This is a genomic window from Acidovorax sp. Root217, assembly GCF_001428645.1.
GTDB lineage: Bacteria > Pseudomonadota > Gammaproteobacteria > Burkholderiales > Burkholderiaceae_C > Acidovorax.
Genome location: NZ_LMIH01000023.1, coordinates 295,050 through 309,795 on the forward strand (window position 1 = coordinate 295,050; position 14,746 = coordinate 309,795).

Annotated in this window: 13 protein-coding genes; 12 read left to right on the forward strand and 1 reads right to left on the reverse strand. The window is 67.7% G+C overall.

What is annotated here, in order from left to right; genetic code table 11:
• The first annotated feature begins 140 nt into the window (after positions 1 to 140).
• The 10 genes from ASE31_RS21260 (at position 141) to ASE31_RS21305 (ending at position 9,847) form a co-directional block, all read left to right on the forward strand.
• Positions 141 to 1,055: a dihydrodipicolinate synthase family protein gene (locus ASE31_RS21260; protein ID WP_057203768.1), complete on the forward strand. Its 915-nt coding sequence runs from the start codon at positions 141 to 143 to the stop codon at positions 1,053 to 1,055.
• Positions 1,056 to 1,101: 46 nt separating this feature from the next.
• Positions 1,102 to 2,232: a branched-chain amino acid ABC transporter substrate-binding protein gene (locus tag ASE31_RS21265; protein ID WP_057203769.1), complete on the forward strand. Its 1,131-nt coding sequence runs from the start codon at positions 1,102 to 1,104 to the stop codon at positions 2,230 to 2,232.
• An 81-nt stretch (positions 2,233 to 2,313) separates the two neighbouring features.
• A complete protein-coding gene (locus ASE31_RS21270) occupies positions 2,314 to 3,252 on the forward strand; it encodes a 4-hydroxyproline epimerase (RefSeq protein ID WP_057203770.1) in 939 nt (312 codons plus the stop codon).
• Between the two features lie 12 nt (positions 3,253 to 3,264).
• Positions 3,265 to 4,383: an FAD-binding oxidoreductase gene (locus ASE31_RS21275; RefSeq protein ID WP_057203771.1), complete on the forward strand. Its 1,119-nt coding sequence runs from the start codon at positions 3,265 to 3,267 to the stop codon at positions 4,381 to 4,383.
• Positions 4,380 to 4,643, forward strand: a complete 264-nt coding sequence (locus tag ASE31_RS21280) for a (2Fe-2S)-binding protein (RefSeq protein WP_057203772.1) — start codon at positions 4,380 to 4,382, stop codon at positions 4,641 to 4,643. Before ASE31_RS21275 ends, ASE31_RS21280 begins: the two co-directional genes overlap by 4 nt.
• Positions 4,640 to 5,956 carry an FAD-dependent oxidoreductase gene (locus ASE31_RS21285; RefSeq protein WP_057203773.1) on the forward strand — a complete coding sequence of 439 codons (1,317 nt, stop codon included), beginning with the start codon at positions 4,640 to 4,642 and terminating at the stop codon, positions 5,954 to 5,956. The genes ASE31_RS21280 and ASE31_RS21285 overlap by 4 nt, the downstream gene beginning before the upstream one ends.
• A gap of 141 nt (positions 5,957 to 6,097) precedes the next feature.
• On the forward strand, positions 6,098 to 6,733 hold the full coding sequence (locus ASE31_RS21290) for a TRAP transporter small permease (RefSeq protein ID WP_057203774.1): 636 nt from the start codon (positions 6,098 to 6,100) through the stop codon (positions 6,731 to 6,733).
• Positions 6,734 to 6,753: 20 nt separating this feature from the next.
• Complete coding sequence (locus ASE31_RS21295) at positions 6,754 to 8,022, forward strand: TRAP transporter large permease (RefSeq protein WP_057203775.1); 1,269 nt, start codon at positions 6,754 to 6,756, stop codon at positions 8,020 to 8,022.
• A gap of 57 nt (positions 8,023 to 8,079) precedes the next feature.
• The gene (locus ASE31_RS21300; protein WP_057203776.1) at positions 8,080 to 9,099 is read left to right on the forward strand and encodes a TRAP transporter substrate-binding protein; all 1,020 of its coding nucleotides are present in this window, start codon (positions 8,080 to 8,082) and stop codon (positions 9,097 to 9,099) included.
• Positions 9,100 to 9,166: 67 nt separating this feature from the next.
• A complete protein-coding gene (locus tag ASE31_RS21305; RefSeq protein ID WP_057203777.1) occupies positions 9,167 to 9,847 on the forward strand; it encodes a GntR family transcriptional regulator in 681 nt (226 codons plus the stop codon).
• Between the two features lie 124 nt (positions 9,848 to 9,971).
• On the opposite strand, the gene ASE31_RS21310 is transcribed toward ASE31_RS21305, so the two are convergent.
• Positions 9,972 to 11,381 (reverse strand): PLP-dependent aminotransferase family protein, encoded by a 1,410-nt coding sequence (locus tag ASE31_RS21310; RefSeq protein ID WP_057203778.1) that lies wholly within the window; start codon positions 11,379 to 11,381, stop codon positions 9,972 to 9,974.
• Between the two features lie 153 nt (positions 11,382 to 11,534).
• On the opposite strand from ASE31_RS21310, the gene gabT reads away from it, so the two are divergent.
• Positions 11,535 to 12,827: a 4-aminobutyrate--2-oxoglutarate transaminase gene (gabT, locus tag ASE31_RS21315; RefSeq protein WP_057203779.1), complete on the forward strand. Its 1,293-nt coding sequence runs from the start codon at positions 11,535 to 11,537 to the stop codon at positions 12,825 to 12,827.
• Between the two features lie 165 nt (positions 12,828 to 12,992).
• Positions 12,993 to 14,471, forward strand: coding sequence for an NAD-dependent succinate-semialdehyde dehydrogenase (locus ASE31_RS21320; RefSeq protein ID WP_057203780.1), 1,479 nt, complete (start codon positions 12,993 to 12,995; stop codon positions 14,469 to 14,471).
• Positions 14,472 to 14,746 lie beyond the last annotated feature (275 nt).

The following is a 14,746-nucleotide window of genomic DNA, read 5'->3' on the forward strand; positions in this document are numbered from 1 at the left end:
GCTGGCACGCAAGCTGCTAAATACCCTCACAAGATATTTCAAATATTTTCTTAATATATTTACCAACGACACCGATTCATCCCAGCCACTGCTTTCCTTCACCCCCTTCGTTCCTTCTTTCTTCCCCAGGAGTTCACCCCATGAGCAATCCCCGCTGGCAAGGCATCTTCCCCGCCATCACCACCAAGTTCCACGCCGATGAGAGCATCGATGCCGAGGGCACGGCGCGCCACATCGACTTCCAGATCCGCAACGGCATCCACGGCCTGGTGACCTGCGGCTCGCTGGGCGAGGCCAGCACCCTCACGCTGGAAGAAAAGCTGCAGGTCGCCAAGATCGCGCTCGACGCCGCCGATGGCCGCGTGCCCGTGCTGGCCAACGTCTCGGAGACCAGCACCCGCGAGGCGCTGCGCTACATCGATGGCGGCAACAAGCTGGGCGTGGCCGGCTACATGGTGATGCCCTCGGTGATCTACGTGGCCGATGCGCGCGAAGCCATGGCCAATGTGCGCGCCATGGCCAAGGTGGCACAGAAGCCGCTCATGGTCTACAACAACCCCGTGGCCTACCGCGTGGACCTCAAGCCCGAGCACATGCTGGAACTGGCCGACTGCGAGTGGATCGCCGCCATCAAGGAGAGCACGGACAACATCCGCCGCATCACCGACCTGCGCAACACCGTGGGCGATCGCTACCAGCTCTTCCTGGGGGTGGACGACCTGGCCTACGAAGGTCTGGCCCTGGGCTGCGACGGCCTGCTGGCCGGCGTGGGCTGCGCCTTCCCGCGCGAGACCGTGGCGCTGTACGACCTGATGAAGGCCGGCCGCTTTGCCGAAGCGCTCAAGCTGTACCAGTGGATGACGCCGATGCTGCACCTCGATGTATCGACCAAGCTGGTGCAGAACCTCAAGCTCATCGACGTGCTGGTGGGCGTGGGCACCGAGCACATGCGCCGCCCGCGCCTGCCGCTGATCGGCGAGGAGCGCGCCTTCATCGAGCGCGTCGTGAAGAAGGCGCTGGACACGCGCCCCACCGAGTACCAGTCGGTCGCCTGAGCGCCCGCGCCCTCCCCCACTCCCTTCTTCCACCCAAAGGTCTCCCATGGCATCCAGATTCATGACCCCCACGGCGCTGGCAGCCCTGCTGCTGCTGGCGGCACCGGCATTCGCGCAGGAGCAGGTCGTCAAGATCGGCCACAGCGGCCCGCTGTCGGGCCCGAATGCGTTCGCGGGCAAGGACAACGAGAACGGCGTGCGCTTGGCCGTCGAGGAGCTCAATGCGAAGAAGATCGTGGTGGGAGGCAAGGCGATCAAGTTCGAACTGGTGTCCGAGGACGACCAGTGCGACGCCCGCACCGGCGTGAGCGTGGCGCAAAAGCTCGTGGACAGCGGCGTCAAGTTCGTCATGGGGCCGTACTGCTCGGGCGTGGCCATCCCGGCCTCGCGCGTCTACAGCGACGGCGGGGCCATGGTCTCCACTGTCGGCACCAACCCCAAGGTCACCGAGGGCGGCTATAAGAACCTGTTTCGCATCATCGCCAGCGACACCCAGATCGGCTCGAACATGGCCGTCTATGCCGCCCAGGTGCTCAAGGTCAAGCAGGTGGCGGTGATCGACGACCGCACCGCCTTCGGCCAGGGCGTGGCCGACCAGTTCACCAAAGAGGCGAAGAAGCAGGGCCTCACCGTGGTGGGCCAGGAGTTCACGACCGACAAGTCCACCGATTTCCTGTCCATCCTCACCAGCCTCAAGGGCAAGCAACCGCAGGCCATCTTCTTTGGCGGCTATGCCCCGCAGGCGGCGCCCATGGCGCGCCAGATGAAGCAACTGGGCCTCACGGCCAAGCTCTTGGGCGGCGACACGCTGTGCAGCCCCGAGGTCGGCAAGCTCGGCGGCGAGGCCGTGAACGACACCGTGTTCTGCGCCCAGGGCGGCACCATGCTCGACAAGGCCGCGAGCGGCCCGGCCTTCAAGGCCAAGTACAAGGCGCGCTTCAAGCTGGATGCCGATGCCTACGCGGCGTCGTACTACGACCAGGTGATGTTCATGGCCGATGCCATGCAGAAGGCCCAGTCCGTGGAGCCTGCCAAGGTCGGAGCGCAGATGTACCAGGCAAGCCACCAGGGCGTGGCGGGCACCTATGCCTACGACGACAAGGGCAACCTCAAGCAGGCGCCCATCACGGTGCTGACCTTCAGGAACGCCGTCCCCGTCCCCCTCGCCAGCTACTGAAACTGCTGGGATCGCGGCTGGGCTCCCGCTACGATCTTCGCACCCCAACCCACGCGACCCACCATGACCCACGACAGTGCCATGCAACGCATACAGATCCTCGACTCCCACACCGGCGGCGAGCCCACGCGCCTGGTGGTGGGCGGCTTTCCCGAACTGGGCACGGGCAGCATGGCCGAGCGCCGCGCCCTGCTGGCCAGCCAGCACGATGCCTGGCGCGCGGCCACGGTGCTGGAGCCGCGCGGCAACGACGTGATCGTGGGCGCGCTGCTGTGCGCGCCGCAGGACCCGGCCAACGCGGCGGGCGTGATCTTCTTCAACAACACCGGCTACCTGGGCATGTGCGGCCACGGCACCATCGGCCTGGTGGCCTCGCTGGCCTACCTGGGTCGCATACAGCCGGGCGAGCACGGCATCGAGACCCCCGTGGGCACGGTGATGACCACGCTGCACGAGGACGGCTCGGTCAGCGTGCGCAACGTGCCCGCCTACCGGCTGCACCAGGGCCTGTCCCTTGAAGTGCCGGGCATCGGCACCGTCACGGGCGACGTGGCCTGGGGCGGCAACTGGTTCTTTCTGATGAGCGAGCACGGCCAGCGCGTGGCCAGCGACAACCTGCCAGCGCTGACCGCCTACACCAGCGCCGTGCAGCAGGAGCTCAAGCACCAGGGCATCTGCGGGGACAACGGCGGCGATATCGACCACATCGAACTCTTTGCCGACGATGATGTGGCCGACAGCCGCAACTTCGTGCTCTGCCCCGGCGGCGCCTACGACCGCTCGCCCTGCGGCACCGGCACCAGCGCCAAGCTGGCCTGTCTGGCGACCGATGGCAAGCTGCAGCCCGGCCAGGTGTGGCGCCAGGCCAGCATCATCGGCAGCAGCTTCGAGGCCCGCTACGAGCAGGACGCCACCCCAGGCAGGATCATCCCCACGCTGCGCGGCACGGCCCACATGAGCGCCGAAGCCACCTTGCTCATCGAGCCGAACGACCCCTTCGGCTGGGGCATCCGCCTCTAAGCCAGCCACCCCATGCAAGCTGCGGACGTGATCGTCATCGGTGCCGGCATGGTGGGTGCCGCCTGTGCCCACCTGCTGGCCAACGCCGGGCTGTCGGTCCTGGTGCTTGATGCCCGCCGGGGCGGTGCCACGCAGGCCGGCATGGGCCACCTGGTGGTAATGGACGACAACGCGGCCGAACTGGCGCTGAGCCAGGCCTCGCTGGACCAATGGCACGCCTGGGGCCCGCGCATGAATGCCGACCTGCCCGGCTGCGCGTATGCCAACTGCGGCACGCTCTGGATCGCGGCCAATGCCGAAGAAATGGCCGGCGCCGAAGCCAAGGCCGACGGCCTGCGCGCGCACGGAATCGCCTGCGAGCTGCTGGACGCCCCCACGCTGGCCCGGCTGGAGCCCGCGCTGCGCCCCGGCCTGCACGGCGCCTTGAAGGTCGGTGGCGATAGCGTGGTCTACGCCCCCAACGCCGCGCAGTGGCTGCTGGCGCATGCGGCGCGGCCCTTTCCGGTCGAGCATGCCCAGGTGGCGCGCATCGATGGCCGGCGCGTGCACCTGGCCGATGGCAGCGTGCGCGAGGGCGGTGCGGTGCTGCTGGCCGCCGGCATCCATGCCACGGCACTGTGCCCCGGCCTGCCGATACGCCCCAAGAAGGGGCACCTGGCCATCACCGACCGCTACCCCGGCACGGTGCGCCACCAACTGGTGGAGCTGGGCTACATCACCAACGCACACCAGAGCGACGGCACCTCGGTCGCCTTCAACCTGCAGCCGCGGCCCACGGGGCAGTTGCTGATCGGCTCGTCGCGCCAGTTCGACACCACCGACCCGGCCATCGACAACGCCGTGCTGGCGCGCATGCTGCGCCGCGCGCTCGAGTACGTGCCGGGCCTGGCCGAGCTCAACGCCATCCGCACCTGGACGGGTTTTCGCGCGGCCACGCCCGATGGCCTGCCGATCATCGGCCGCCACCCGCACCACAGCGACCTGTGGCTGGCCGTGGGCCACGAGGGCCTGGGTGTGACCACGGCGCCGGCCACGGCCCAGTTGCTCGCCGCGCAGATCACCGGTGCCACGCTGCCGCTTGATCCCACCCCCTACTCGCCCGAGCGCTTTTCCGGAAGCCTGATTGCATGACTGCCCCCACGGTACGGATCCACGCCGATGGCACGCCCCTGCAGGTCGCCCCCGGCACGAGCGTGGCTGCAGCTCTGGCCCAGGTGCCGCCGGGCCGCACGCGCACCTCCACCACCGGCCAGCCGCGCGCGCCGCTGTGCGGCATGGGCGTGTGCCACGAGTGCCGGGTACGCATCGACGGCCGCACGCGCCTGGCCTGCCAGACCGTGTGCACCGAAGGCATGCAGGTCCACACCGATACCGGCAGGCCATGCCCATGACCTCTTCCAGCCCCTCGCCGACGCATGAGCGCTGCGACATCCTCATCATCGGTGCCGGCCCCGCAGGCATGGCCGCAGCGCTGGCCGCAGCGCCCAGCGGCGCTGCCATCACCATCGTGGACGACAACCCCGCAGCCGGCGGCCAGATCTGGCGCGACGGCCCCGGTGCCACGCTGCCGCCCCTGGCCCGCCAGCACCGCGAGGCCCTGGCGCGGCACGCCAACATCCGGCTGCTGTGCGGCACGCGCGTGGTGGGCCTGGGCGAGCGGCAACGGGCCGACCATGCCCCTGCCCTGCTTCTCGAAGACGCCGACCGGGGCTGGACCCAGCACAGCCACCGCATCGTGCTGTGCAATGGTGCGCGCGAGCTGCTGCTGCCCTTTCCGGGCTGGACGCTGCCTTGTGTGACCGGTGCGGGCGCCTTGCAGGCCCTCATTAAGGCCGGGCTGCCCGTGCGGGGCCAGCGCATCGTGATCGCGGGCACAGGCCCGCTGCTGCTGGCCGCCGCTGCCACCGCCACCCAGGCCGGCGCCCAGGTGGTGCGGGTGGCCGAGCAGGCCGGCTGGCGCGCGCTCGCAGGTTTTGCCGCGCAGCTGCCGCGCTGGCCCGCCAAGGCCGTGCAGGCATTCACGCTGCTGCACCCGCAACTTCGTGCAGGCAGCCATGTGCTCAAAGCCGTCGGTGAAGGCCAGGTGCAGTCCGTGCGCCTGCGCACGGGGCGTGGTGAAGAAACCATTGCCTGCGAGCGCCTGGCGTGCGGCTTCGGCCTGGTGCCCAACACGCACCTGGGACAGCTGCTGGGCTGCGCGCTGGGCGGACCCTTGAGTGGCGGCCTGGGCCTGCAGGTCGATGCACAGATGCGCACCAGCGTGGCCGGGGTCTATGCCGCTGGCGAGTGCACCGGCTTTGGCGGCAGCGAGCGTGCACTGGCCCAGGGCGCCATCGCCGGCCATGCCGCTGCAGGCAACACCACCCCGGTGCACGCGCTGCAGGCCACACTGCGCCGCTGGGAAGGCTTTGCCCAGGCACTGCAGCAGTCCTTCGCACTGAACGAATCACTCAAGACCCTGGCCCGGCCAGACACCCTGGTGTGCCGCTGCGAGGACGTGCCGCACGCCGAACTGGCAGGCCGCACCGGCTGGATCGACGCCAAGCTGCACACGCGCTGCGGCATGGGTGCCTGCCAGGGGCGCATCTGCAGCGCCGCCACGCAGCACCTGTTCGGCTGGACGCCGGCGCCGCCGCGCCATCTGCTGGCACCGGCACGCATCGCCACCCTGGCGGCGGCTGGCGACGACGCCCCCTCCGGCTGAGCCTCCGCTGCAGGAAGCACCCGATCTGGGCACTCCCACCCTCCGCTACGGGCACTCATCTTGCTTCTACATATATTAAGAAGATATTTATTTTGGTGCCGTCGATCCCTCCTCCATAACCACTCCAACAGAGCCACCCCCATGCCCTCCGCTTCCACCTCAGCCACCCCTCCCGTGGCGCCACCACGCGCCCCCATCCGCTGGTTGCTGGATTTCTCCAGTTGGCTGCTGCGCATGGAGCGCCACCTGCTCACCGCCCTCATGACCCTGCTGGTGGCGCTGATCCTGCTCAACGTGGTGACGCGCTACAGCGGCATGCCCATCTACTGGATCGACGAGGCGGCGGTGTACACGGTGGTCTGGCTGACCTTTGTGGGCGCCTCGGTCATGACGCGGCTGCGCATGGACTTTGCCGTGACCATGCTCACGGACCAGTTGGGTGCACGCGCCGCGAAGGCCATCAAGGGCGTGGCCACAGCATGTGTGCTGCTGTTCGGCGCGGCCATGCTGTGGATGTGCTGGCAGTGGATGGACCCGATCGGCATCGCGCGCTACGGCTTCGACGCCAAGGAGTACGCGGCCGAGAGCTTCAACTTTCTCTACACCGAGCGCACGCAGACGCTCAACTGGCCCACCTGGGTGCTGCAGCTGATCCTGCCGATCTTCTCGGCCACCTTCAGCGTGCATGCGCTGGCCAACCTGCTCGAAGACCTGGGCGCGGCCGAGCGGCGCACGCACCCGGGCTTTGACGTGGTCAACGCCGACGCCGTGAACTGAAGACTCCCGAAGGCCCCTCCATGATCACCTCCCTCTTCTTCCTGGTTGCGCTGCTGGTCGGCGTGCCCATCGGCGTGTGCCTGTGCCTCTCGGGCATCGTCTACATCTTCGCCACCGGCGGCACGGTGCTGTTCCAGTCGTTTCCCATGCAGATGTTCGCGGGGGTGGACAGCTATGGGCTCATCGCCATCCCGCTGTTCATCCTGATCGGCGAGATCATGAACAGCGGCGGCATCACGCGCCGGCTGGTGGACCTGTCGATGGCCTTCATCGGCTCCGTCAAGGGGGGCCTGGCCTACGTCAACATCCTGGCCAACATGCTGGTCTCGTCCATCATCGGCTCGGCCACCGCGCAGGTGGCCATCATGTCGCAGGTGATGGTGCCCGAGATGGAAAAGCAGGGCTATGACAAGACCTTTGCCGCCGGCCTCACGGTGTACGGCGGCATGCTCGGGCCCATCATCCCGCCCTCGGTCATGTTTGTCGTGTTCAGCGTGCTGGCCCAGGTGGCCGTGGGCGACATGCTGATCGCCGGCATCATCCCCGGCGTGCTGCTCACGCTGCTGTTCTTCGTCGTGATCGCCCTCATGGGCTTCTTCGTCTACGACTACCCGCGCAGTGAAAAGCGCACGCTGGCCCAGCGCGCACGCACCATCGTGCATGCCAGCCCAACGCTGCTGATCCCCCTGGTGATCGTCGGCTCCATCCTGAGTGGCCTGGCCAACCCCACCGAAGCTGCGGCCGTGGGTGCGCTCGCCTCGGCGCTTGTGGGCCGATACGTCACCAAGGAGTTCAAGCTCAAGGCCATGCCCGCCATCCTGCTGCGTTCGGCCATCTACTCGGCCGTGGTGCTGTTCCTGGTGGCCGCCGCCGCCGTGTTCTCGTGGCTGCTGATCTACGGCAAGGTGCCCCAGATGGTGGCGGCGTGGATACAGACCGTGGCACACGACCCGGTCACCTTCCTGCTGCTGGCCAACCTGATCCTGCTGGTCATCGGCACGGTCATCGACGGCATTCCCGGGCTGATCATGACCGTGCCCATCCTGCTGCCGATCGCCACCGAGGTCTACCACATCGACCCGCGCCACTTCGGCGTGGTGGTAGTCATCAACCTGGTACTGGGCCTGATGACGCCACCCGTGGGCCTGAGCTTCTTTGTCGCATCGGCCGTGACCGGGGCCAAGCCCGGAAAGATGTTCATCGTCACCCTGCCGTTCTTCATCATCAGCTGCGTGGCGCTGGTGCTGCTGTCCCTGTTCCCCAGCCTGTCGCTGGCCTTGCTCAAGTAGCCGGCAGCGTCCTTTTCAGCCCTCTCACGTCCCATCCCTTCCAACACGGAGTTCACCATGACCACTACGTCCGTCTCCCGCCGCCATTTCATCCAGCGCCACGCCATGGCTGCCGCCGCTGCCACCGTGGGCGTCCCGCTCGCAATGCCGGCATTCGCGCAGGGTGCGGGCGCCAAGGAATTCCGCCTGGGCCTGATCACCCCTGCCGGCCACTCGTGGAACCGCGCCGCGCTGCAGTTCGGCGAGGCGCTCAAGAAGGAGACTGATGGCCGTTTGAGCCTGACCGTGTTCCACTCGGGCCAGCTCGGCAACGAGGCGGCGATGATGCAGCAGCTGCAGTCCGGCGCTCTCGACATGGGCTGGATCCAGGCGGCCGAACTGGGCTCGCGCGTGGCCAGCATCGCCGCCATCAATGCACCCTACCTGGTGCGCTCCACGCCCAGCGTGGCCAAGCTGGTCAAGCACCCTGCGGCCACCAAACTGCTGGATGTGCTGCCGCGCGAGACCGGCACCATCGGCCTGGGCTGGGGCATCACCGGCATGCGCGCGGTGTTCTCCACCAAGGACATCTCCGTGCCCACCGACCTCAAGGGCATGAAGCTGCGCATCAACCCCACGCCGGTGTACCGCGACTTCTACCAGATGCTGGGCGCCGCGCCCACGCCCATTCCGACACCCCAGGTGTTCGACGCCATGAGCAACGGCCAGGTGGATGGACTGGAGGCGGACATCGAGTTCTCGTGGAACCAGCGCTTCGACAAGGTCGCAAAGACACTGCTGCAGATGAACGCGCTGTTCATGCCCTTCGCTCCACTGGTGTCGGGCCGTATCTGGCAGGGCCTGGACGCCAAGGACAAGGACCTCATCCGCAAGCTGACCGCCCAGTCGCTGGACGCGCAGATCAACGACATCGTGACCACCGAGGCGGGCCTGATCGAGAAGTTCAAGGGCACCTCCATCGCCTTCAAGACTGCGTCGTCCTTCAACCCCGAGGCCACCATCCAGGAGTTCGACAAGCTGTGGCTGCCCAAGGCGCCGCAGATCGCCGAGCTGCGCAAGGCCGGTGCCAGCCTGTGATTTAAGATGGTGCAGACCCCATGGTCCCCAGCCCGGGGGCCATGACCTACCAAGCACCTTTCCCCCGATGACAACGAGCAGCAGCAGCCCCGCCCCCCGCAAAGACACCGGCCCCAAGCGGCGCGCGGCGGACGTGGCCTATGACGCCATCGAGGCCATGATCTCCACCCTGCAGCTGCAGCCCGGCAGCCCGGTGGTGGAGGCCGAGATCGCCGAGAGCACCGGCCTGGGCCGCACGCCCGTGCGCGAGGCCCTGCTGCGCATGGTCTCCATCGGGCTCATCGTGCAGCAGCCGCGCCGCGGGCTGCAGGTCTCCAACATCGACCTGGCAGACCACCTGGACGTGATCCAGACGCGCCGCGTGCTGGAGCGGCTGATCGCGTCGTGCGCGGCCCGCCGCGCCACCGCGCCGCAGCGCCAGGCCATCGTGCGCTGCGCCGAAGAGATGGTGCGCGCTGCCGAGCGCGGCGAGCTCGATGGCTACATGCTGGCCGACCACGGGCTCGACCAGATCGTGCACCTGGCTTGCCAGAACCAGTCGGCTGTGAAGTCCGTGGCGCCGCTGATCGTGCAGTGCCGCCGCTTCTGGTATGCCTACCAGCACGAAGGCGACGTGACCGAGGGCGCGCGCGCCCACATGCACCTGGCCCAGGGCATCGCCAGCGGCGACGAGGCGCATGCCGTGGCCGGCGCCAACCAGCTGATGGACTACCTGGAGCAGTTCGCGCGGCGCATCATCGACAGGTGATACCGATTTGCCTTCAACCGGCTAACGTCGTTGGGAAGCCTTGCCGTGCTACAGCACTGTCTGCGGCTTCCCGCCTAGTTACCCGATTGAATCCAAATCGGTACACAGCGCTGTACCAAGGCTGCTAGGAGGCTTGGTGCCCCAGCGCGATGCGCTGCTCCAGAAAGCGCCACATGCGCTCGTCCGCGCAGAACGCCACGTTGAAGCGCAGCCAGCCCGTGGGCCGCGGCTCCACCAGGAACAGGGCGCCGGGGCCGAGCATGATGCCCTCCCCCGTGGCGTCCTGTGTGAGCAGGGCACTGTCGGGCAGGTCGGGGTGGCGGGCCCAGAGGTACATGCCCGCTTCGGGCTCGTGGAACAGTTCGAACCCCAGGCCTTCGAGCCGCCGCCCCACCGTGCGGTGGGCCTCGGCCAGGCGTTCGCGCAGCGACTTGAGGTGCTTGCGCCAGCGACCATCGGTCACCACGCCGAAGGTGATGCGCTCGGTGATGTCCGACGAGGTCAGGCCCGAGACCATCTTGAGTTGCACCAGTTCATCCACCAGGTCGCGCCGCGCCGCCAGGTAGCCCGTGCGCAGGTTGGGCGATATGGTCTTGGAAAAGCTGCCCAGGTAGACCACGCGCTTGAGCTGATCCAGGCTGGCCAGCGAGGGGCGCACGCCGGTTTCCATGTCGGCATAGATGTCGTTTTCCACCAGCATGAAGCCGTGCTGTTCTGCCAGCTGCAGCAGGCGGTGCAGGTGCGCCATGGACGCGACCGAGCAGGTGGGGCTCTGCAGCCGCGGCTGGGTGAAGAAGGCCGTGGGGCGGTGCTGGGTCAGCAGCGCTTCCAGCGCCGCGAGGTCGTAGCCCGTGGCCGTGCGCGGCACGCCCACGGCATGGGCCCCGGCAAAGCGCAGGATGAAGTGCAGGTTGGGGTAGCCGGGGTCGTCCACCAGCACCACGTCGCCGGGCTTGACCAGGCGGCGCACCACCAGGTCGAGCGCCTGGCTGGAGCCCTGGGTGAGCATGATGCGCTCGGCATCCACGGTGATGTAGCGCTCGGCCATGGCCTCGGCCACCACCGTGCGCAGACCCAGGTGGCCGTGCGGCAGGCCATAGCCGTCGAGTTCGGCCCCGTCGGACGACAGCTGGCGCATGCTGCGGCGCACGGCGTCGCCGAACAACCAATCGTTGGGCAGCCAGCCGCAGCCGGGCTTCATGGGCAGGTTGCGGTTCTCGAAGATCTGCTTGAGGTACCAGTGCGCATCGAACGTGGGCGCGGCCCGCTCGGGGGCCGCGGCGCCGGGTGTGGCGGCCTCGCGCCGTTTCACGAAGAAGCCGGCATTGGCCCGCGACACCAGCCAGCCCTGGGCCACCAGGCGGTCGTAGGCCTCCACCACCGTGAACACGCTCACGCCATGGCTGGCGGCAAAGCCGCGGATGGAGGGCAGCTTGCTGCCGGGCTTGAGCGACTGCGCGGTGATCAGGTCCCTGAGCCCGTCGACGATCTGGCTGACCAGGGGTGTCGGCAGGTCCTGGTTGAGTGTGAGCATCGATGGAAAGAGGAACAGAGGGTGTGCCAGAGCAGGTGTACTGGATTCTAGACCTGCACAGTGCACATGAATCAGCATGCCGGTGTACATGGACGGTGTGCAGCCGGGCTTCCAGAATGGCGCCATTCTTCACCACGCCTGAACGCCAACGCCATGCAGCACGACCGCCACTTCACCAATGCCGCCCTCATCGCCCGCCGCCACGCCGCCGTGGCGCGCGGCGTGGGCCAGGCCCACGAGATCTTCGTCCAAAGGGCGCTGAATGCCGAACTGTGGGACGTGGAAGGTCGCCGCTACATCGACTTTGCCGGCGGTATCGCCGTGCTGAACACCGGCCACCTGCATGCCGGCGTGATCGCCGCCGTCAAGGCCCAGCTTGACCTGTACACCCACACCTGCTTTCAGGTGGTGGCCTATGAGCCCTATGTGGAAGTGGCGGAGCGCCTGAACACCCTGGCCCCCGGCGCTTTCACCAAGAAGACGCTGCTGCTGACCACCGGCGCCGAAGCGGTGGAGAACGCCGTGAAGATCGCCCGCGCCCACACCGGCCGCCCGGGCGTGATCGCCTTCACCGGTGGCTACCACGGCCGCACCAACATGACATTGGGCCTCACGGGCAAGGTGGCGCCGTACAAGATCGGCTTCGGCCCCTTCCCCGGCGAGGTGTACCACGCGCTGTTCCCGAACGCGCTGCACGGCGTGAGCGTGGAGCAGGCCCTGCACTCGGTGGAGCTGATCTTCAAGAACGACATTGAGCCCGAGCGCGTGGCGGCCTTCATCATCGAGCCCGTGCAGGGCGAAGGCGGCTTCTACATTGCGCCCGGCGAATTCATCAGTGGCCTCAAGGCCTTGGCCGACCGCTACGGCATTTTGCTGATCGCCGACGAGGTACAGACCGGCGCCGGCCGCACCGGCACCTGGTTCGCCTGCGAGCAATGGCCCGTGGCCCCCGACCTGATCACCACCGCCAAGTCGCTGGCGGGCGGCTTTCCGCTGGCGGGCGTGGTGGGCCGCGCCGAGGTGATGGACGCCCCGGCGCCTGGAGGCCTGGGCGGCACCTATGCCGGCAGCCCCGTGGCCTGCGCTGCGGCACTGGCCGTGATCGACGCCTTCGAGAAGGAGCACCTGCTCGCGCGCAGCCAGGACATGGGCGCCCTGCTGGTGCGCGCGCTCAAGGACCTGGCGACCAAGGTGCCGCCCATCGGCGACGTGCGCGGCCTGGGGGCCATGGTGGCCATCGAGTTGTTCGAGGGCGGCGACCTCGCCCGGCCCGATGCGGCCCTCACGAAAAAGGTGGTGGCCGAGGCCGCGCGCCGCGGGCTGATCCTGCTGTCATGCGGTACCAACGGCAACGTCATCCGCATCCTGGTGCCGCTCACGGCCTCCAACGAACTGCTCGATGAAGGCCTGGCCATCCTGGCCGACAGCTTTGCCGCCGTCGCCTGAACCCGGGCTGCCAGGCATACCGATGACGCTGTCAGGGAGGTGACTGCGCTGCCTGCAGCGCCATCACCTCGCGTGTATATTCATTTTTGGCCCTTGGCGCCCCGGGCATGCGCTGCACAGCGGCGGCCCTGGTGCCCCCACTACAAACCGACGAGACACCACACCATGGACATGAAGACTTCGCCCCTTTCCCTGCTCAAGGACCCGAGCCTGCTCAAGACCGATGGCCTCGTCAACGGCCAGTGGGTGGCGGGTGCGAGCCGCTTCGACGTGAACGACCCGGCCACGGGCCTGAAACTCGCGAGCGTGGCCAACCTGGGCCCTGCGGACGCCGAGGCGGCCATTGCCGCCGCCAACGCCGCCTGGCCCGCCTGGAAGGCCAAGACCGCCAAGGAGCGCAGCATCATCCTGCGCAAGTGGTATGACCTGCTGATGGCCAACCAGGACGACCTGGGCCGCATCATGACGGCCGAGCAGGGCAAGCCCCTGCCCGAGGCCAAGGGCGAAGTGGCCTATGGGGCGAGCTTCGTGGAATGGTTCGCCGAAGAGGCCAAGCGCATCAATGGCGAGACCCTGCCCCAGTTCGACAACAGCCGCCGGCTGATGGTCTTGAAGCAGCCCATCGGCGTGTGCGCAGCCATCACGCCGTGGAACTTCCCGCTGGCCATGATCACGCGCAAGGTGGCGCCGGCGCTGGCCGCCGGCTGCCCGGTGGTGATCAAGCCGGCCGAACTGACGCCGCTGACCGCACTGGCCGCTGCCGAGCTGGCCATCCGCGCAGGCATCCCTGCGGGCGTGTTCAACATCCTGCCGGCCGACAGCGACAACTCCATTGCCATCGGCAAGGTGCTGTGTGCCAGCGAAGTGGTGCGCCACATCAGCTTCACGGGCAGCACCGAGGTGGGCCGCATCCTGATGGCGCAGTCGGCGCCCACCGTGAAGAAGATGTCACTGGAACTGGGTGGCAATGCGCCCTTCCTGGTGTTCGACGACGCCGACATCGACAGCGCCGTGGAAGGCGCCTTTGCCAGCAAGTACCGCAACGCCGGCCAGACCTGCGTGTGTACCAACCGCTTTTACGTGCAGGAAGGTGTGTACGACGCGTTCGTCGCCAAGTTCGCCGCCAAGGTGAAGACGGCCAAGGTGGGCAATGGCTTTGAGGACGGTGTGAACCAGGGCCCGCTGATCGAGGAAGCCGCGCTGGTCAAGGTGCAGCGCCATGTGGACGACGCCGTGGCCAAAGGTGGCACCGTGGTGGCCGGCGGCAAGCGCCTGGCGGGCCAGTTCTTCGAGCCTACGGTGATTGCCAATGCCACACAAGACATGCTGTGCGCGCGCGAGGAAACCTTCGGCCCCTTCGCCCCGGTGTTCAAGTTCAAGACCGAGCAGGAGGCCGTGGACGCCGCCAATGCCACCGAATTCGGCCTGGCGAGCTATTTCTACACCCGCGACGTGGGCCGCATCTTCCGCGTCGCCGAGGCGCTGGAATACGGCATGGTGGGCATCAACGTGGGCATTCTGGCCACCGAGCATGTGCCCTTTGGCGGCGTCAAGCAATCGGGCCTGGGGCGCGAGGGATCGCACCACGGCATCGATGACTATGTGGAGATCAAGTACCTCTGCCTGGGCGACATCCAGAAGTAAGAGCGGCTAACAAAACTCTTCTGGCGTCGTTGCTGCGCCTTGTCGTACCAACGTACTGCCTGCGGCGCAGCGCCTAGCCAGAACCGCTTCGCTGAGTTTTGTTATCCGCTCTAAGCCCAGCCGGCGCCGATGCCCCAGGAGGCGCTCGGGCTGGGGCACAATCGCCGGCGTGCATTCGGCAACACAGGCAGCCCCATCCGGGGCTGCACTGCATTCCACCACCAAGAGGCGTCCACTTCAGGATCGCCCACCGGCTGCACGTACCCAGAGGGAAG

What these genes read in the sequence shown, in the direction of transcription:
- ASE31_RS21260 (WP_057203768.1), top strand. Translation starts at nt 141, where the DNA reads ATGAGCAATCCCCGCTGGCAAGGCATCTTCCCCGCCATCACCACCAAG.
- ASE31_RS21265 (WP_057203769.1), top strand. Translation starts at nt 1,102, where the DNA reads ATGGCATCCAGATTCATGACCCCCACGGCGCTGGCAGCCCTGCTGCTG.
- ASE31_RS21270 (WP_057203770.1), top strand. Translation starts at nt 2,314, where the DNA reads ATGCAACGCATACAGATCCTCGACTCCCACACCGGCGGCGAGCCCACG.
- ASE31_RS21275 (WP_057203771.1), top strand. Translation starts at nt 3,265, where the DNA reads ATGCAAGCTGCGGACGTGATCGTCATCGGTGCCGGCATGGTGGGTGCC.
- ASE31_RS21280 (WP_057203772.1), top strand. Translation starts at nt 4,380, where the DNA reads ATGACTGCCCCCACGGTACGGATCCACGCCGATGGCACGCCCCTGCAG.
- ASE31_RS21285 (WP_057203773.1), top strand. Translation starts at nt 4,640, where the DNA reads ATGACCTCTTCCAGCCCCTCGCCGACGCATGAGCGCTGCGACATCCTC.
- ASE31_RS21290 (WP_057203774.1), top strand. Translation starts at nt 6,098, where the DNA reads ATGCCCTCCGCTTCCACCTCAGCCACCCCTCCCGTGGCGCCACCACGC.
- ASE31_RS21295 (WP_057203775.1), top strand. Translation starts at nt 6,754, where the DNA reads ATGATCACCTCCCTCTTCTTCCTGGTTGCGCTGCTGGTCGGCGTGCCC.
- ASE31_RS21300 (WP_057203776.1), top strand. Translation starts at nt 8,080, where the DNA reads ATGACCACTACGTCCGTCTCCCGCCGCCATTTCATCCAGCGCCACGCC.
- ASE31_RS21305 (WP_057203777.1), top strand. Translation starts at nt 9,167, where the DNA reads ATGACAACGAGCAGCAGCAGCCCCGCCCCCCGCAAAGACACCGGCCCC.
- ASE31_RS21310 (WP_057203778.1), bottom strand. Translation starts at nt 11,381, where the DNA reads ATGCTCACACTCAACCAGGACCTGCCGACACCCCTGGTCAGCCAGATC.
- gabT (WP_057203779.1), top strand. Translation starts at nt 11,535, where the DNA reads ATGCAGCACGACCGCCACTTCACCAATGCCGCCCTCATCGCCCGCCGC.
- ASE31_RS21320 (WP_057203780.1), top strand. Translation starts at nt 12,993, where the DNA reads ATGGACATGAAGACTTCGCCCCTTTCCCTGCTCAAGGACCCGAGCCTG.